Raw genomic sequence first — 17042 nt, 5'->3', positions numbered from 1 at the left:
AGATGGATTTCAGAGATTTAAAAGGTGCCTCAGTAGAAGAGCGCACGTTTATATATAAACAATATGAACATACTTTTCCTGTAGACGAACGTAGAAACGAAGGCCAGTTTCATCAGCTTTTCGAAAACGAACACACCCGGATTTTCAGTATCGATTCTAACGATAAATCGATGGGCTATTTTGTAACCTGGCCTTTTGAAGATTTTTTGTTTGTTGAGTTTTTTGAGATTTATGCCATTTTCAGAAGCACAGGGCTGGGAGCCCGGGCATTGCAGGCTTTAAAAAACAGGTATCAGGTAATTGTGTTGGAGACCGAACCACCCGAACTGGGCAACGTGGCCAGAAAACGCATTGCGTTTTACGAAAACAGCGGTTTCAAGGTGGTAGATGAGCAGTATCGCCAACCTGCCTACGACCAAACCAAAAACAGCATACACATGTATCTGATGGCCACCGGAATAGTAGATTTAACCGTTGTTAAAACCGAAATTTACCGCCGGGTTTATGGTGTAGTTATGTAATGGGCGGGGTGTGCTTAGCATGGCCTGCCTGCCGGTTGAGCCTGTTGTATTTTGCTGATGCCCCACTTCAATGCCTTTTGTAGCAGGTGCTAGTTTACCTTCTCATAAAAATAAGAAATCCGGCTGGTTTTGTCGTCATAAGTAAGAATGGTTTTTTGCCGGTTGTGGTTGTAGAAACTCAGCAGGCCGAAGTCGCCCGAGCAAGCCGCCGTATGAAAAAGCAAAGTACCCATAATAATAAAAGCCTGTTGTGGCGTGGCTACTATTAACAGCCCCAGCAGCACAACGCTTATCACCACAAACGGCGCCAGCGCCACAATGGTAAACTCTTTTCTGCTGGCCACAAATTTGTCTGCAACGGCCATAAAGTAGAACTTCCGCAGGTACATATCAAATGAAGTATGCGTTGCACCTACGCTGCGGTATGCCAGCGCGTGTATGTACTCATGCACAGGTATCAGCAAAAAAGTAAAAGCAATGCCCATAGCAAGGTAGTTGAGGGCGTTCCACCATTTGGCGCCGGGTTGTGTGCCATACCGCCATACCAGCAGCGCAATGGCTGCCATTATAAGCAGGTTAGCAGCGTAGTAAAACCTGGATGCCCAGGTGGGTTGCTTTAGGTATTTCTGCACAAAGGGGATAAGTTCCTGATGGTCGAGCTTCTCAAGCAAGACATATTGTTCTGTTGATAGTTCTTCAGGGGTGAGGCGCATTAAGGGATATTTTTTATCTAAACATAATCAATTTTCCGTATATACCAAAGCGTTTAAAGAAATAATGAAAATTTGAACGTATTGAAAATATGAATAGTTTTGATGTTTCAGTATATATTGAAAATATAGGAATATTAATTCTGTACGTCTGTTGTATCCGTCTTTTCAAGCTGCCTTAAAATGAGCTGTCGCAGGCGTTCTTCATGCCTATCGCCCCACTGGCCAATGGCGCCAATGAGGGGTATCAGGCTTTTGCCGAAGTCGGTCAGGCTGTATTCTACCTTTGGCGGCACCACCGGATATATCACCTTTGTTACCAGCTCGTGTTCTTCCAGTTCTTTCAGTTGCATATTCAGAACCCGCCGCGAAGCATCCGGAATTTTGCGTTGCAACTGGCTTGGTCGCTGATGTCCCTGATGAATAAACCACAGCAAACGCATTTTCCATTTGCCATAAAGCACTTCGCCTATCAGGTCGAGGCCGCAATTGAGGTTCGGTAAGGTCTTTCTTTCGTACATAGTACAAATGTATGTTTTAGTGCCTGTATGCGCAACAGGGGATAAATTTATCCGTATCTGAATCGTATTTCAGTACTTGTCCAAACTGTTTTTATGCCCCAATTTTGCGCCATAAACAACAATGAAAATGGAACAATTTAATTTCAATAATGAGTTGCAAGGCAAGATTGCGCTGGTAACCGGCGGAACCAAAGGCACGGGCAGGGCCATTGCAGAGCGCTTGCTGCAAGCAGGCGCAACGGTGATTATTGCCGCCAGAAACGAACCCGAAGAGCGCAACAGCCAGATGCACCTGATAAGGGCAGACTTAAGCCGGGCAGAAGGAACCCGCAAGGTAGCCGATGAAATACTGGCACAATATGGCCGCCTGGATATACTGGTGAATAACCTGGGTGGCTCTGAAACCCCCGGCGGAGGCTTTGCCGTACTGACTGATAACGACTGGGAACAAACCCTGCAAACTAATCTGCTGGCTCCGGTTCGGTTAGACAGGGCTTTTCTGCCTGCTATGCTGGCGCAAAAGAGCGGGGTAATTATTCATGTAGGTTCTATACAGGCACGGTTGCCGCTGTATGATTCAACGCTACCCTATGCGGCCGCCAAAGCAGGGCTTGTAAATTATAGCAAAGGGTTGTCGAACGAGGTGGCTCCGCAGGGGGTACGTGTGCTAACGGTTTCGCCGGGATGGATTATGACTGGCGCAGCACAAAGAATGATGCAGCGCATTGCCACCAGCAGCAGCATAACGGTAGAACAGGCCACCCAAGGTGTGATGGATGCCCTGGGCGGAATACCCGTCGGCAGACCGGCGCAACCTGAAGAAGTAGCCGAGCTGGTAGGGTTTCTGGTTTCTCCACGAGCTTCTTATCTCACCGGAACTGAATATGTGATTGATGGTGGGACAGTACCGACTGTTTAGTGGTTTTTTATACTTTCAGGCGCATAGTACAATTCTGAAGAAAAAATCTACATTTTTTTTCTTCCTCTGTTGTTACTTTTTGCGGAAAAAGTAATCCAGACGGGCAGTCCAAAAACCCGCATTATTTAAACTCGTACGATTAAAAATCCGAAAATTTCATTTCACTTTCTCTTGATTCATCGCTCGATTTTTAATCGGTGACTAGCCGTCCGCCTCAAACAGAAAATGATGTTTTAGGGACTTTAATTTTTACTTGTTATTTTTTACTCAGTGAAACTCAGCGTAAAGCTTCGTGACACTGCGTGGTTAAATTTTATCACTTTAATAAATACAAAACAATGAATTTACCAGATGTAATAGTGGCTTTGTTGAAAGCCCAGAACGATTTCGATAGCACAGCTTATGCCCAATGTTTTGCAAACAATGCTTTGGTGTATGACGAAGGCCGCACCCATCAAGGCTTTGAACAAATAAAAGCCTGGAACGAGCAAACCAATGCCGAATACGCCACCATTCTTGCGCCGATTGATTATGCCACCACGCCGAAAGGAGGTATTCTGACAACCCTGGGTTCGGGGACATTCCCTGGTAGTCCGATTGTGTTTAAATATCATTTTGAATTGGATAATGATAAGATTTTGTCATTGAAGATTACCGGGTGATTTGTGTTCTGTAGCCATTCGTAGAGGTGCATTGAATGCGGCTAATCGCAGAATTAGGTTGCCATAGAACCATGCCAATATTAATCATTTATTGTTTTCACAACCACCTGAAGCCGCAAGCATCGCACCTCTACCAAAATTTACTATTATAAATGATAGGGGACTATGTTATTTTTTCAGTGAGAATATAGGCAGAGATTGGGTAATTATAAATCATTACCTTTACAAAAAAACATACACATGCTTTACCGTATTTTGTATCATTTATGCTGGCTTGTTGTTTCTTTGGTGGTGGCGGCCATAGTGGCCATGGCTTTTTATACTTTTCAGGCCGCCGGGGTATCGCGCAGTTTCTGGGTGGTGTTTGGGCTGCTAGAGGCGTTGCACGTGGTGTTACTCTGGCGGGGGCAGTTCAGTGGTAAGGCGCGGGCTATGGTATTAAATAACCTGCATTTTGGTTTGCTGGCACTGGTAAGTTGCTTTGTAGTGTATTTGTATGCCAATGTAGGGTCGTTCAGAAACGACGGCGACAACAGCATGGAGTTCAGGTACTTCTCTTATTTTTTTGATAACATCTTTCTGGTTAATCTGATAGTTTTTATTGCCAATTTCTGGGTACTTTGCCGCTGGTTGCTGGTAAGGGGGCTGCCTGGTACGTCTCTACCCGGCTGAAAAAGGGCTTCACACCGCTGGCTTAGGCTTTATGCCTTGAAAAACTCATTCAATTCTGTTTCATTACAAAAAAAACATTTTTGAAATCCGGAATTTATTTTGTTAACTTCGTAAGGTATCCCGGATACTGGTATCTTACGATATCAACAAGAACGATAGTACGCATAGCGCCAAACTTTAATTTCCTGAAGAGATGTACCTTTTTGCCTGAACGGGCAGGAAAAATGCTAATCTTTGGGTCATGAAACACTATCATCGGTTCCGGTTTGGGAACACCGTTCCTCTTATAGGCTTAAACCGGCGGGTTTAAGCCTTTTTTTATACCTGCCAGATACCTTCTTTAAAATAATTAAGCGCGCCACGCCCTTTCTCGGTCGAGTATAGGTGTGCCACGCTGGTGGATGCTGCGAATCTGGAGATTCGCGCCACAAGTAGTAATTAATAAACTACCAGTATTACGCGTTGGTACCGTATCAAAGCCGGGCTTCCACTATCTTTCCCTTCTACAATAATATGTATGGTATCTCCGGTTTTGGTGGTTTGTGGTATGTCTATGGTGGCCGTATTGTTGGCTGCTGGCTGTATGGTTACTTTTTCGGGCGATGTACCTGCCTCGGCATATTGCCAGTACGTAAACGCCACCGAATGTCCGTCGGGGTCGGTGGCTGCTGCGCTGATGCTCAGTTTTTCACCGGCTTTTACTCTTCTGATGTTACCCCCTTTTACTGAAATTCTTGGGGCATGGTTGGCGTCTTTATAAGGTTTTATACACCAGTCGGCACGGGCGGCAAAATCCAGTTGCAGGGCATCTATCCAGCGGGTTTGCGGAAAAGAGGCATCCTGCTTACCAGTAAAATGATTAAAGTCTGTCAAAGTGCGGGCATCTTCCCAACGGAACGGATTCTCTTTTGACTGCACCAACCGGCCACCCCAGCCGCCGTATTCGGGGTTATTGCGGTTCATCAGGCCAACATCCAGCAGTTGAAAATAAGCGGGTGAGTCGCCCTCCGAAATAAAATCATAAGGGGTCATTTTGTATTTTTCCATATCCTCTGGGCTGCCGTGGGTATGCTCTGGGTCTCCGGCAATTTTTTGTCCGTCGCCCCATGAATAGTATTTAGCCAGCAAAGGCCCGTGGTTATGAATGATGTTCCGGCTCATAAATTCTCCGCGCAGATAAGGTTGCAATGCGTCAGGCACTACCTGTGTCCAGGGGTAAGCCAGACACCAGAACTGGTTGGCATTATAAAAGACGCGTATCTGCGGCCAGTTGGGCGCTATGTATTTGCGGTAGGTGGCGTCCTGGTCAAGCACGGTGTAGATAATCGCTTTTTTTGATACCTTGTTGTATATCTTCTGCCAGTCGGGTTTGTTTTTGTAGGCTTCTTCTATCGATTTCAACGCGCGCGCTATGGTATTGGTGCCACCCCAAACCTGCAGATACACGGGTTGCGGGTTAGCATCCAGCAGTACTTTTTTTATCAGTTCTGAACCCTCGGTTACTTTGTCCATTTCTCCTTCAAAATCTATGTTGCCCTCTTTTACCAGTTTCTTAAGGGCCGTGGCGGTGGGGTAGCCTGCCGCATGTTTGGCCAGATACGGCTGTACCTTGGCGTATTCGTCAAGCAGTTCTTCCATCCAGGTAGTGCCGGGCCAGCGCAATTCGGTGCGCTCGCCATAGCGTTCGGCGGTTAACTGCATCTCAGACCTGAACCGCGTGCCTTTGCCGTCTCCTTTGTAGTGCCACTGCGAACTGCTGTAAATGAGGCCTTCCAGTTTCAATTCATTGGCATAGAGCAGCATCCTGATGAACGAGTCCACGTCGTCCAGTTCGCCGTCGGTGGTTACTATGGTGCGGGGTTTTTGTGCCATGGCCGACAAACTGGCCAGCAGCATCAGCAAGAGGTATATTGTTTTTAGTTTCATGAGGAGAGAATGGGGGAATGAGCGATTGAGTGAATTAGTGAATTAGTGAATTAGCGGCCGGCGTTCCGGGGAATGAGTGATTGAGCGATTTAGTGAATGAGCGATTGAGTGAATGAGCGATTGAGTGATTGAGTGATTGAGTGAATTAGTGAATTAGTGAATTAGCGAATTAGCGGCTGGGGTTTCGGTGATTTATCGATTTAGCTTTGGGCTTTCGTCTGGGTTTTATTCCTGCTAATACGGTGGTTTTGTTTAGGTTACAAATATACATTTTTATTGGGGGTTGTGGCAATTTTCTAGGTTCTTAACGCAAGCCCAAACATCATTTTACATTTGGTTTACTTCTTTTTACAGGCTTTTAACAGTTGCCGGAATAACAACAGGTAGATTTGCTGATATAACGGCCACCGGAAAAGCAGCGGCAATTAAAACCAGGCAGGGCTTATTGTTAAACCAGAACTGCCATTGCCTGCTACTTTGGGCTGGTTATCATTAATTATGGTTTTACCTTTAAATTTATAAAATTATGAAAAAATTGTTTGTGTTTATTCCGGTAATTATGCTGGGTTTATTTCTTCTCAATTCTTTTGTGCGGAAAGAAAAGGAGGGAGACAGAACAGGTAAACCGGCGGGTGTTGCCAGCATTGTTTTTAAATCTACCGATGGCGGACAAACCTGGCACGACATCAGCAAAGGGCTGCCTGAAAAATTGCAGAAAGAAGGGGTGAGGGGAGAGAGCCTGATTGCCAGCGACAACGGGCTGTTTTTACGTGCAGGTGACGGGGTTTATTATAATGAAGCAAGTAAGGCTAATTCAGACTGGACAAAAGAGGGTTTCCCCGGTAAGCAACGGTATCTTTCCCAGGGCAACAACAAGATGTTTGCCTTTGATTTCAGAGGTCAGTTCATGCGAAAAATAAACGGAACCAACGATTGGGCACCCATTTATACCAATTTTCAGGAACAAGCCGTGAGCTTAGATAAAACCATCGACTGGATGTACAACAGTTATAAAGAGCGCCAGGTAAATACCGTTTTTGAAACGGCCGCAGGCATTGTTTTTATAGGCGCCAGCAACCACCTTTTCAGAACGGCCGACTATGGTAAAACCTGGAAACGCGTGCATATCGGGGGTGGGCTGATGAAACTGGCAGAGCAGAACGGGGTGCTTCTGGCTACGTATAAAGAAGGGGTGCTGAGGTCGACGGACAATGGACTGAACTGGGCGCCCGTGTTGGGTGAGGGGGGCGTTGGCATTGCCGTTGAACCCATAACAGGTGGGTTTGCGGCTATTGTTACCAGCAAGGAAGCCCGCATTAACCGCCTGTATATTTCAACAGATAAAGGCCAAACCTGGAATGCGGTGGGCGGAGACCTGCTGCCATCAAGCGAAAGGTTGTTTATGAGAAAAATAGGTATGCTTCCTACGTCATCTACTATTTTATCTATTAAACAAATGGGTGAATTTTTAATATGCGGGCGGGCAGATGGCATCTACCGCTCGGCAGACATGGGCAAAACCTGGCAGCCACTGGCGGTGCCTCTAACCGGCAATTACGGCTTCCATGTGTCTGTTTCGGGTAATACTTTGTATGTTATGCCCTTTAAGGGCTGCTAAGCAAGGGTAAACCCGACTGGTTTAAAATCATTCATTATTGCTCAATTGTGTTTCTGAACTATGAAAAACAAGCTATTATTTAGGTGTCTGGTTTTTATGGGTGCCTGGGGGTGCCTGGCTTGCGGCCAAACTGCCCATGATGAAACCGGCAGCACCGCGGGCAGCTATGGGGCGTCGGCACAAAAGTTTATAATTGATACCAAAGCAAGTTTTGTAACCTGGCGCGGCTCCTTGCTGCTAGACACCGGCGAAGACCACGCCGGGTATGTGTATCCGTCGGGTGGAGAAATGATAACAGATAATGGCAAACTGGTGGGTGGCAAAGTGGTAATAGACATGAAGTCAATGGTCTATAAAGACAAGCAGCATAAAAACAGCCCGGTGTTTCACTTAAAATCGGCCGATTATTTTGATGTCGAGAAATTCCCCACCGCTGCATTTGTTATTACGGGCGTAACGCCTGCAGCCGGAAAAACGCTGGAAGTAAAAGGTAAACTGACCATTAAGGGTGTTACGCGCACGGTTAGTTTTCCGGCAAAAATGACATTAGCCGACGGAGTTTTAAAGGCAGATGGCAAACTGGTGATTGACCGCACCGAATGGGGCATCAGGTATAATTCAGGCAGGTTTTATGATATAGCCGCCGACCAGGTTGTATCTGATAACATTGAGTTAATGATGACCGTTGTGGCCAGAAAATAAACATCTTCAGGTACTTTAACAGGGCTTATTGCAACCAACACGGCAATAAGCCCTGCTGGTTTTATAATCTATCGGGCGGTACCTGCCAATTCATCTAATATCGCCCGGTGAGGCATGACATTTACAGTGCCCTTGGTAGGAATCATGTTTTTCCAGACCCAGTTGTAATGCTCAATTACCTGCACTGCTTTTAAGTGGGGCCTTTCGCCCGTAGTGTGGCCATCTTCAGCCACTGTTATTTTATAATCGCGTGTTAATGCCGATTGCACCGTTGATTCTATGCAGAAGTCTGTAGCGCAGCCCGAAATTATCAGCTCATCAACCAAATATTGATCCAGTTGCGATTGAAGTTCAGACCTGTAAAAAACATCATTTGCGTATTTGTCAATCAGAATATCACCGGCTTCCACTTTTAAGTCGTCCAACAATTCCCACTCTGTTGTATGGGGTACAAAGTTGCCGGAGTGGGTTCCATCGTGCTGAATAAAAAATTCAGGCAAACCATAGGTACATTTAATCGCAAAACCAAAAATGCAAAATTGCAATTCCAAAAATGCAAAAATTACTCGGACTCGGGGAGGGTTGCTACTTTGTGGTAATATAATATTGCTCGCTCTATGTAATGCGTGTAGGTGTCCTTCTGGTTTTTGAGTATTTCAAGTGCGCGAGGGCTGAGACTTATGGCAATGGCACGTTGTTACGGCTGAACTTTTGTTTTTTTGTTTTTTACATTTCCTGAAAAACGACGGGCGCCCCCTAAACCTTTTTTCTTCATACCTAGCACTCTAAAGCAAGCCTTTTGAAAGTTTGAGCTATACAATACGTTGTAGTGCTGTGCAAGCTGCTTAGCCGTCAGGTCTTTTGGTAGCAGCAGTTTGCGTCCAAATTCTTGAAGCCTATCAAAGAAATGATGTATTATAAAACCAGAAAATGTTCCGCTAAAATGTTCCGCTATTTACCAAAAGTGCATAAAAGCGGAACATTTTTATTTTCATTTAAATACCCAATATTCAGTGTTTAAAAACCTTTTAAAATCTTCCAAAAACCCCATTCAAGCCAATTTAAAAGCCTTTTTACTTTACTCTGCACAATTAAACGCTAATTCAAATAACTCCTCCAAAATAGCCCTAAAACAGCTCCAAAATTAAATCAAAGTTCAATTCTTATTAAAATTTGCAGTTTTAGTAATTTCTCAAAACCTTTATAAGAGGCTAATAATCAAACACTTGCAAAATTCGCGCGCGCAGGTTTCGTTCTACCCCTCAATGTACGAAAAGCCTCAGCCATTAAATTTATTCTTTGAACCACCCCATCGGTGTCGTGCCGCGGAGTTAATGCAGTAAACGAACCTTTCTGCATATCAATCACCAGTAAGGCTTTTCTGTTTTTCATCGTTTTTTAATTACAAAGATAAAATATAGATAGTTTTTGGAAAAATACCAACAAAAAAGCCCCTAAATTAAGGGGCTTTTTGCTACAAGCGTATGAAAGATTCATGTAGAATCTAACGTCTTCAGGGGTATTTACATACCCGCAATATCTTGTGTTCATGGCTAAATAAAACACTGATAACTGATGAAAAATAATTTCATCTTTTTTGTTTTTATGGATTGACGTTCGTGACAGTTTTTGGCTGGTGCGGATAAGTCAATAACTTTTTCATTTATATTTGTCGCAGCCGATGGTACTATGGCTTGGGTAAAGCCGGAAAAGAATAAGTGTCATTTCTACAAATATAATAGAAACAACCTTAAAAAAATATTAAATATTACTTAATTATTGCCAGCTAAGGTAATTTATAAAACCTTTTGCCGGAAAAATGAGTGATAAACCCGCTAATATTTGTGATGAACTGGGTTTGTCATTTGTTTTTGGTAACAAATCATGATTTTTTTTCTTTTGTAGAAACTCCAAAAAAAATGTTGCACGCAGGCATAAAATTAAAAAAAATAGACTGGGTAAGAGAACTGCTGTTTTTCTGGGGTTTCTTTATATTGATGTCTATCAGCCGCTGGAACTTCCTGTCGTCGGTTGAAGAAATCACCATTGGTTTTCTTCATTTTCTGATGCTCTATGCCATGGCTGTTTTTTACCGCATATTTGTTTTTCCTTTTTTTAAAAGCGGGCAGTTTAACCGGTTTCTGGTGGTGTCGATGGTGGTGTTGTTGGCTGGCAGCGCGGTATTGTATCTGGCCGACTACCTCTGGTTTTTTCGGGAGTTTCATCAAAACCAGAATCCGGTAAAAATGGGGCTGCTTTATCTGGCTACTACCTCTGGCAGTATCATTACCATGGAGGCCGTTTTTTTGCTTGAGTATTTTTACCGCCAGCAAATCAGAAGCAGTAATCAGCTGCTGCAACTGAGCGAAGCCCAGACCAAACTACTGCAGGCGCAGCTTAATCCGCATTTTTTGTTCAATACGCTTAATAATCTGTACGGTATCAGCATAAAAGAGCCTGCCCGAATGCCCGATATGATCATGCAGTTGTCGCAACTGATGCGGTATCAGGTAGAGTCGGCCTCAAAGAAACAGGTAAAACTAAGCGACGAGCTTGCGTATCTCACCAGCTATATACATCTTGAAAAAGAGCGCATCGGCCAACGCTGCACGCTTAATTATGTTTACCCTGCACATACCGGCACACAGCATTATATAGTGCCTTTGCTGCTGTTGCCGCTGATAGAAAACGCCTTTAAACACAGCAGCGGCGCCATTAAGAATTGCTTTGTGAGCATTACTATTACCCTTGCAGGGCAGGTGCTGGTGCTTGATATACTCAATTCTATACCGGCGCGCAGGCCCCGGCTGGTTTCTACGGGTGTGGGCATACCCAATACCCTGAAACGCCTGGAAGCCTTTTATGCCGGGCGGTTCAGGCTTGATATGCACGAAACCGAGTGCCAGTACCATACTTTGCTTCGCCTTCAACTAACCCCCGACCTACATGACTGACCCGGTATTGCCCAAAACTCTGAAATGTATAATTGTTGACGACGAACGCGGCGCGCATCTGGTGTTGCAGCATTATGTGGCGCAGGTAGACAGGCTTGAGCTGGCCGGTAGTTGCGAAAACGCCATTGAGGCCATTAACCTGATGCACCAGACACCCGTAGACCTGGTTTTTCTGGATATTAACATGCCTCAGATGAGCGGGCTTGAGATGCTGAACACCCTGAAACAAAAGCCGCTGGTTATTTTTACAACGGCTTATTCTGACTACGCCCTTGAAAGCTATTGCTACGATGTGGTTGATTATTTGCTGAAGCCAATTCAGCTTGCGCGCTTTCTGAAAGCCGTAGACAAGGCCTTTTATTTGTTTGGACTGCCCGACAGAGCCACTCAGGCCTTACCCGCGGTTGTGCCTGATGCCTCTATAATGATAAGGGTAGACGGCGACTGGATGCGGATTGAAACCAACGACATTAAGTATGCCCAAAGCTGGGGTAATTATGTAAAGATTTTTACCGATACCCAAATCTACCTGACAGCCCTTACCTTAACCGAGCTGGACCAGCGCTTGCCAGCCGGGCAGTTTGTGCGGGTGCATAAGTCTTACCTGGTGGCGGTGAGGCGCATTACGCGCATCAGTGGTAATGCCTTGTTTATTCATGACGTTTCGTTGCCCATCGGGCTTACCTACCGCCGCGAGCTGATAGAACATTTTAAATAAAGGGTAGGCCAGGCCTAAAAAAAGACAGCAAGGCAAAAGCATTAGCAGAAAGAATGAAAACTTAAAAATTGTTCGGAATTGAAATTTTTAAGGCTGATTATTGTTATATTTGTATATGACTTCCCCCATCAATAGCGCTATGAAAGTTGTAGCCCCTTATACCAGAGCAGACTTGGATAAAATAGGTAACTCTATGATTTATATGGCGCAGCGCATACAGCCACTCTCAAAAACAAAGCTGCTTAAATTGCTTTATCTGCTTGAGGAGTCGTCGGTGAAAAAATACGGAATGCCATTTCTTAATTTAAGTTTTCAGGTCTGGAAGTTCGGCCCCGTTGCCAAAGATATTTTCATTGATTTATCGTCAGGCTCTGAGCCTACGCTATTTGATAGCTACATTGGCAGTACTGTTGTAAATGGCACAACTACAATAAGCGCGCGCAAGGGGTTTGTGGATGATGAGTTTTCAGACAATGAAATTGAATTGCTGGATTTTATAACTGAAAAATTTAAAAACGTAAGTGCAGAAGAACTGGTAAAACTAACCCATCGTGAGCATGGCCTTTGGCACAAGGCAGCCAAAGATAACGGTGTGCTTGAATACTTTGAAAACGATTCAATGAATAGTACAGCAATTGAAATAGATTTTTCTCAATTACTGTTAAGTGACCAACAAAAATATACGCGCTATTTAGAACAAACCGAATTTGTTGAAGTTAGCCGTTCCTTAAAATTCTGATTGCTGTGTTTCAGGAAGGTCTTATTTTATACTACAATGATTTCCGTTTTAAAAACGGAAGCGATTCAAAGAGCAAATATTTTATTGTTCTGAAACGAATCGATTCGATGCTTATTCTGGCTACTTTACCTTCCAGTAAAGATTTTGTGCCGTCTGTCTGGCAAGATTATGACCATCATACCTGTATTGAGTTGGCAGAGTTTAACTTCAATTGCTTTTTTATAAAGCCGCAATCTGCTGTAACTACTACTGGCTGGGGCTTCCCCTTACCAACATTTTTGTATGGCAGCCAGATTGATGCGTATGACGAAGCCATTCTGCATGACATTTATCCGGTTGAAGGTATTGATTATGACATTATCGGGCAGTTAAAGCCTGAGTTGCTAGGCCTTATAAAAGATTGTTTTCGCTCTTCTGCCAGTGTTAAGCGTAAGTTCAGAAGAATACTTTAATTGCTTCCGTTGCAGCAAATGTAAGGCCAAGCCTAAAAAACGCCGTTTAAAAGGTATATATGTGTTAAGTGCCCGGTGAGGCTGAAAGGTGTGGAAGGATTTACCGAAGTGATACTCTGCTGGATTGACACTGAAAATGGTTGGGACAACGCAATGCAATCCGGAATTTTTTAATTTGAATACACCGAAACTGCGGTAAAAACCTGCGGCTTCATTTAAGTTGCAGCCTGTCTATGATTGTTTTTAGGTAGGTGTTTTCTTGCCTTAGCTGTTCAATGATTTGTTCATATAGCCGTTTTTCAGAATCTGCCAGCCCGGGGTTAGCACCTGGTATTTCATTCTCTGCGGCGCCCTGTCTGTTTTTAACATTAAACACCATGTTTTCGTTAAAATTCAGGATGTCTTCCAGTTGAATATCCAGTATTTCCGCAATTTTTCTGAGTTTCTGAAACGATACCTCCGACTCATCTCTTTCTATTTTACCATACCCTGTGGCAGTCATGTTCAGTGCCTTAGCTACATATTCTTGCGTGTAATTCCTTAACTCACGCAATTTCCTTAGCCTGTTTCCTATCAACATACTTTAAGTTTTAATATAGTTCGTCATTCTAAGGCTATCTTGCTTTACAGGCAGGTAAAAAAATCTGCCGTAAAATACTAGCACATAGTTACTCGATGTTTCAGCAATCCGTCTACTGGCTTGCCGGTAAAAAAATCAGAATAGCTTCATGTTATAAAGGATAGCACCAGACAACCCATACAAATTACCTGCCAGTTTGATTTCTGTTCTGGGTAAAACTGTAATGAATCAGCAAAATTAAAATACAGGAAAAATTCAAAAAGGCACAGAGGTAAAGAGAATTTTCAAGCCCCATCAGATTTAGCCTTAATACCTGCGAAAAAAACAGGCTGGTTACGGAACCTGTTATGAACCACAGATACAATGTTTTTGGGGTAGACGCATCGGCATCTTCAAAAATTCTGGACAGCAAAGCAACAGAGGTACTCATTAATAAAGGCAGCAGTGCTAACGAAATGATATAAAGCAGGCTGGCCTCAAACAAACGGAGCAATGGTAAAAGGATGGCAGACACCGCACCACTACACATAATATTTTTGCTAAACACAGCAAAAGTAATAAAGAAAATTTCAAAAATGGTAATCATCAGCAATAAAGAGTGGTTTCCGATGCTAAAAAGCACCCGTTTAGCCATCAAATAACCCAGTGGGCAACTAAGCAAAAATGCCACCAGCGACATCTGAAAATTGTAGGTTCTAAAGCCATGATGTGCAAACAGGTATTGTGAGCACACAGCCTGATAATGGAAACTTGTAAAACCCGAGCAAAATGATATAAACAGTAATGACAGAGATTTTCCGTGATTGACTTTTTTAGCCGAGTTCATATTTTATAGTGTTATGTAGAAATTGGGTTTTGCAAGGCCGGGCCAAAAGCGTTTAATGACGCCTCTGACAACAAAGCACCCAGCCGTGAAAAATTATTTTAAAAAAGGTTTAGTACGCTCTCAAAATTAGTAGTAACATCTTAAAGGACAAGGCTCATTTGCGCACTTGCAGGAACAATAATGAACTTTTAAGAATATTTTTTTCCGCAACGGCGTTGCATTTGCACGCATAGGTGAACGTAGCATATATACGAACACAGCTACGTAAAATGCAAGCCTGAAAAAGGTTGGTTATAAGGGCTCGTAAACAAGAAACCCTTTACCGGCAACGGGGCTGGTAAAGGGTTTCTGAAACACGGGTGGCTGGTTATTACCAGATTCTTTTTTCTCTCAACGTGATAGGTTCACTTGATTGTTTTTCCGGAATATCGTACAGGAACAGGAACTGGTTGTCGCCCACTTCGTCGGCAATGGTTTCCCAAGAGTCTCTCAGGTACGCGCCAATTTTTTCGGTGCCATAGTGGTTCAACCCACCGATAATAAACACCGAGATGTCGTCTCCGAGGGTTAGTTTGGCAATAATACCGTAGTCAGCACAATCGTCGTTCACCCATTTTTCTTCATACTCAACCCATTTATCAGCAAACTTGGCGTAGAAAATGTTTCTTTCGCTTTCGTCTTTGTATTCAATTTTCTTAGGTCTGGTAGATTTCCGCACCAGCTCAAACGGCAACGAGTTGTCGGAGTTGATGATGTACTCAGCTACGGTTGGCGGGTTCTGGTCGCTTCCAAAAATACCGATGGCTACATATACGCCCGGTTTTCTGGTTTTTATTAATTCTTTTACGTTTTTGTATTTTTCGCCTACGCCAATATAAACCGGCAGGGGTATAATACCCAGGGTTTCGTAGAAGGCCTCTCTGATAGCCACCGCCGTTTTAATATCGGTTTTGGGTACGCCGGGGTAGAAATCGTCGTTGTCGGTATCAATAAATTTGTATTTAAGTATAGTGGCAATGTTGTTTCTGTTAATGGTGTTGGCATTAAACAGGTTGCTGAACTTGGCACGTCTTTCTTTAATGGCGCGGGCGTCGTTGTCGCGAGACTCCTGGCTTTTGCTGTACGCATTAAAGATATTTACCAGATTAGCCAGGGTTTTAGGGTCGGTGGTTTCGTAGCTGAAAATACCGCCGTTTTTGCCCAGGGCGTCTATGTTGGTAAGGGTTATTAAGGCTTTAGAAGGCGTAGTGCCTGTGATAGACTTGGTGAGCACAAACTGAAACGGTATGCTGTCAAACTCATGTATGTTTTCGCGCAGGTAGCCCCAGTCAACCAGTTTGTCTATCTGGCTCAGGTTATTGGCATATAAAAACTCTTTCAGTTCTTCACGTTTTTCTTCAATGGTTTCGCCAAAGCCCAGGTTAATACCCTTGGCAAATGCATAATATACGTTGCCGTCTTCTACGTTCAGGCTTACACTTCCGGTGCTGAGCGCCTCTTCGCCAAACTGGTCGTAGTAAATAATATCGGCTCTTTCCAATCCTTTTTCAAGGTATTTTTCGTACTGGCTAAACTCAATGTCGTCTTTTTTAGTGTTCAGAATAGCCATGTGTATGGAGTCTGACTTCTGGCGGTAGCGTGTTACCAGTTTCTCAATCAGGTCGTTTATTTCAGTATTTTGCTTGTCTATTTTTCTGTAATACTTGTGGTAGTCAAGCTGGCTTAATTTGCTGATATCGGTATTACCCTGCCCAAACGAGTTCAGCACTACCTCCATGTTATGGCTGGTCATGTAGTTGAGGTCGGCAGAGTAGCTCATGATATACAATTCGCTTTCTTCTTCGTTTTCAAGGCTCAGGGCAAGAATGCTTTTCAGCGAGTCTAGCCTTTCTCTGAGCGTATATTTAGGCTGTACGGCCGTAAAGTTCTTTACTATTGCGTTTGTTTTTTCGAGCAGATTATGGCTCTTGTCGTAAATGGTAGCAAAACTTGCTTCTTTTTCTTTCCGGTTTTCGCCGTCAACCATCAGCGCAATAATAATACCGAAAAGAATACCCAAAAACCCGATAATGATACCGGCGAGGTCCATGTGCAGCAGCAACTCATATAAGGCACCCGGCACAAATTGTTGCACATTACCGCCTGTGGTAGTAATGGTAGAGCTGTCAATAAACAACTGTTTGAAGAAAATGAACATGATTTTTAGCACAAACGCCGAGAAAAACAGATACAGCAGCGTATAGGTAATAATCATGATTCCTTTGAAATCCTTGTTCTCGTCTGAAGAGTATTTATCAAGCAGTTTGTTGAAATTGGCATTGCTGATTCTTTTAATGGGCCACGAAAGCACCCTCAGCATGGCGTTTTTCTTTGTGAAAAATAGCAGTAAATAGAGCAGGAAGAGGATAAAGAAAACGGAAAAATAGAGAAATGATGCGGAAATGGTGATTTCGCGGAAAATAGGTTGCATAAAGACTAATTGTTTGGTTAAATAAGTTTCAGTTTGATCGCTTTTTGTTTTG

The 17042-nt window shown here is 43.6% G+C and carries 18 protein-coding genes; 10 read left to right on the top strand and 8 right to left on the bottom strand.

Annotated elements, in window-relative coordinates; genetic code table 11:
• Positions 1-2 precede the first annotated feature (2 nt).
• A complete protein-coding gene (locus tag NZ848_RS03950) occupies positions 3-521 on the top strand; it encodes a hypothetical protein (protein WP_253524035.1) in 519 nt (172 codons plus the stop codon).
• A gap of 89 nt (positions 522-610) precedes the next feature.
• Here the strand turns inward: NZ848_RS03950 and NZ848_RS03945 are convergent, their stop codons facing one another.
• Both NZ848_RS03945 and NZ848_RS03940 read right to left on the bottom strand, forming a co-directional pair.
• Positions 611-1234, bottom strand: a complete 624-nt coding sequence (locus NZ848_RS03945; RefSeq protein WP_253524032.1) for a DUF3267 domain-containing protein — start codon at positions 1232-1234, stop codon at positions 611-613.
• 134 nt (positions 1235-1368) lie between these two features.
• Positions 1369-1752: a winged helix-turn-helix transcriptional regulator gene (locus tag NZ848_RS03940; RefSeq protein WP_259014443.1), complete on the bottom strand. Its 384-nt coding sequence runs from the start codon at positions 1750-1752 to the stop codon at positions 1369-1371.
• A 127-nt stretch (positions 1753-1879) separates the two neighbouring features.
• Between NZ848_RS03940 and NZ848_RS03935 the strand changes: the two genes are divergently transcribed.
• The 3 genes from NZ848_RS03935 to NZ848_RS03925 all read left to right on the top strand — a co-directional run bounded on the left by NZ848_RS03935 (position 1880) and on the right by NZ848_RS03925 (position 4005).
• The gene (locus tag NZ848_RS03935) at positions 1880-2671 is read left to right on the top strand and encodes an SDR family oxidoreductase (protein WP_259014442.1); all 792 of its coding nucleotides are present in this window, start codon (positions 1880-1882) and stop codon (positions 2669-2671) included.
• Between the two features lie 338 nt (positions 2672-3009).
• On the top strand, positions 3010-3333 hold the full coding sequence (locus NZ848_RS03930; RefSeq protein WP_259014441.1) for a nuclear transport factor 2 family protein: 324 nt from the start codon (positions 3010-3012) through the stop codon (positions 3331-3333).
• A gap of 240 nt (positions 3334-3573) precedes the next feature.
• Entirely contained in the window at positions 3574-4005 is a 432-nt protein-coding gene (locus NZ848_RS03925; RefSeq protein ID WP_259014440.1) for a hypothetical protein, read from the top strand.
• A gap of 94 nt (positions 4006-4099) precedes the next feature.
• Here the strand turns inward: NZ848_RS03925 and NZ848_RS03920 are convergent, their stop codons facing one another.
• Positions 4100-4261: a hypothetical protein gene (locus NZ848_RS03920; RefSeq protein ID WP_259014439.1), complete on the bottom strand. Its 162-nt coding sequence runs from the start codon at positions 4259-4261 to the stop codon at positions 4100-4102.
• A gap of 182 nt (positions 4262-4443) precedes the next feature.
• Positions 4444-5931 carry a DUF1593 domain-containing protein gene (locus NZ848_RS03915; RefSeq protein ID WP_259014438.1) on the bottom strand — a complete coding sequence of 496 codons (1488 nt, stop codon included), beginning with the start codon at positions 5929-5931 and terminating at the stop codon, positions 4444-4446.
• Positions 5932-6457: 526 nt separating this feature from the next.
• Here NZ848_RS03915 and NZ848_RS03910 point away from each other — a divergent pair.
• Both NZ848_RS03910 and NZ848_RS03905 read left to right on the top strand, forming a co-directional pair.
• Positions 6458-7549, top strand: a complete 1092-nt coding sequence (locus tag NZ848_RS03910; RefSeq protein WP_259014437.1) for an exo-alpha-sialidase — start codon at positions 6458-6460, stop codon at positions 7547-7549.
• Positions 7550-7609: 60 nt separating this feature from the next.
• Positions 7610-8251, top strand: coding sequence for a YceI family protein (locus tag NZ848_RS03905; RefSeq protein WP_259014436.1), 642 nt, complete (start codon positions 7610-7612; stop codon positions 8249-8251).
• Positions 8252-8319: 68 nt separating this feature from the next.
• Here the strand turns inward: NZ848_RS03905 and NZ848_RS03900 are convergent, their stop codons facing one another.
• Positions 8320-8751: an isochorismatase family protein gene (locus NZ848_RS03900; protein ID WP_259014435.1), complete on the bottom strand. Its 432-nt coding sequence runs from the start codon at positions 8749-8751 to the stop codon at positions 8320-8322.
• 1419 nt (positions 8752-10170) lie between these two features.
• Between NZ848_RS03900 and NZ848_RS03890 the strand changes: the two genes are divergently transcribed.
• The 4 genes from NZ848_RS03890 (at position 10171) to NZ848_RS03875 (ending at position 13114) form a co-directional block, all read left to right on the top strand.
• On the top strand, positions 10171-11205 hold the full coding sequence (locus NZ848_RS03890; RefSeq protein WP_259014433.1) for a sensor histidine kinase: 1035 nt from the start codon (positions 10171-10173) through the stop codon (positions 11203-11205).
• Complete coding sequence (locus tag NZ848_RS03885) at positions 11198-11923, top strand: LytR/AlgR family response regulator transcription factor (RefSeq protein ID WP_259014432.1); 726 nt, start codon at positions 11198-11200, stop codon at positions 11921-11923. Before NZ848_RS03890 ends, NZ848_RS03885 begins: the two co-directional genes overlap by 8 nt.
• Before the next feature lie 139 nt (positions 11924-12062).
• Entirely contained in the window at positions 12063-12662 is a 600-nt protein-coding gene (locus NZ848_RS03880; RefSeq protein ID WP_259014431.1) for a Panacea domain-containing protein, read from the top strand.
• 5 nt (positions 12663-12667) lie between these two features.
• A complete protein-coding gene (locus NZ848_RS03875; protein ID WP_259014430.1) occupies positions 12668-13114 on the top strand; it encodes a hypothetical protein in 447 nt (148 codons plus the stop codon).
• A 211-nt stretch (positions 13115-13325) separates the two neighbouring features.
• On the opposite strand, the gene NZ848_RS03870 is transcribed toward NZ848_RS03875, so the two are convergent.
• The 3 genes from NZ848_RS03870 to NZ848_RS03860 all read right to left on the bottom strand — a co-directional run bounded on the left by NZ848_RS03870 (position 13326) and on the right by NZ848_RS03860 (position 16990).
• Complete coding sequence (locus NZ848_RS03870) at positions 13326-13694, bottom strand: helix-turn-helix domain-containing protein (RefSeq protein ID WP_253523919.1); 369 nt, start codon at positions 13692-13694, stop codon at positions 13326-13328.
• A 184-nt stretch (positions 13695-13878) separates the two neighbouring features.
• Positions 13879-14520, bottom strand: a complete 642-nt coding sequence (locus tag NZ848_RS03865) for a hypothetical protein (RefSeq protein ID WP_253523916.1) — start codon at positions 14518-14520, stop codon at positions 13879-13881.
• Positions 14521-14890: 370 nt separating this feature from the next.
• Complete coding sequence (locus NZ848_RS03860) at positions 14891-16990, bottom strand: hypothetical protein (protein WP_259014429.1); 2100 nt, start codon at positions 16988-16990, stop codon at positions 14891-14893.
• Positions 16991-17042 lie beyond the last annotated feature (52 nt).

This window comes from Emticicia fluvialis (assembly GCF_024793945.1).
GTDB classification, from domain to species: domain Bacteria; phylum Bacteroidota; class Bacteroidia; order Cytophagales; family Spirosomataceae; genus Emticicia; species Emticicia fluvialis.
Note: the sequence above shows the minus strand (reverse complement) of the source record. Positions and strands in the feature narration are given on the sequence as shown.

Bases quoted from the DNA above. Each gene is read 5' to 3' on its own strand.
- NZ848_RS03950 (WP_253524035.1), top strand. From the start codon at position 3: ATGGATTTCAGAGATTTAAAAGGTGCCTCAGTAGAAGAGCGCACGTTT.
- NZ848_RS03945 (WP_253524032.1), bottom strand. From the start codon at position 1,234: ATGCGCCTCACCCCTGAAGAACTATCAACAGAACAATATGTCTTGCTT.
- NZ848_RS03940 (WP_259014443.1), bottom strand. From the start codon at position 1,752: ATGTACGAAAGAAAGACCTTACCGAACCTCAATTGCGGCCTCGACCTG.
- NZ848_RS03935 (WP_259014442.1), top strand. From the start codon at position 1,880: ATGGAACAATTTAATTTCAATAATGAGTTGCAAGGCAAGATTGCGCTG.
- NZ848_RS03930 (WP_259014441.1), top strand. From the start codon at position 3,010: ATGAATTTACCAGATGTAATAGTGGCTTTGTTGAAAGCCCAGAACGAT.
- NZ848_RS03925 (WP_259014440.1), top strand. From the start codon at position 3,574: ATGCTTTACCGTATTTTGTATCATTTATGCTGGCTTGTTGTTTCTTTG.
- NZ848_RS03920 (WP_259014439.1), bottom strand. From the start codon at position 4,261: ATGATAGTGTTTCATGACCCAAAGATTAGCATTTTTCCTGCCCGTTCA.
- NZ848_RS03915 (WP_259014438.1), bottom strand. From the start codon at position 5,931: ATGAAACTAAAAACAATATACCTCTTGCTGATGCTGCTGGCCAGTTTG.
- NZ848_RS03910 (WP_259014437.1), top strand. From the start codon at position 6,458: ATGAAAAAATTGTTTGTGTTTATTCCGGTAATTATGCTGGGTTTATTT.
- NZ848_RS03905 (WP_259014436.1), top strand. From the start codon at position 7,610: ATGAAAAACAAGCTATTATTTAGGTGTCTGGTTTTTATGGGTGCCTGG.
- NZ848_RS03890 (WP_259014433.1), top strand. From the start codon at position 10,171: ATGTTGCACGCAGGCATAAAATTAAAAAAAATAGACTGGGTAAGAGAA.
- NZ848_RS03885 (WP_259014432.1), top strand. From the start codon at position 11,198: ATGACTGACCCGGTATTGCCCAAAACTCTGAAATGTATAATTGTTGAC.
- NZ848_RS03880 (WP_259014431.1), top strand. From the start codon at position 12,063: ATGAAAGTTGTAGCCCCTTATACCAGAGCAGACTTGGATAAAATAGGT.
- NZ848_RS03870 (WP_253523919.1), bottom strand. From the start codon at position 13,694: ATGTTGATAGGAAACAGGCTAAGGAAATTGCGTGAGTTAAGGAATTAC.
- NZ848_RS03865 (WP_253523916.1), bottom strand. From the start codon at position 14,520: ATGAACTCGGCTAAAAAAGTCAATCACGGAAAATCTCTGTCATTACTG.
- NZ848_RS03860 (WP_259014429.1), bottom strand. From the start codon at position 16,990: ATGCAACCTATTTTCCGCGAAATCACCATTTCCGCATCATTTCTCTAT.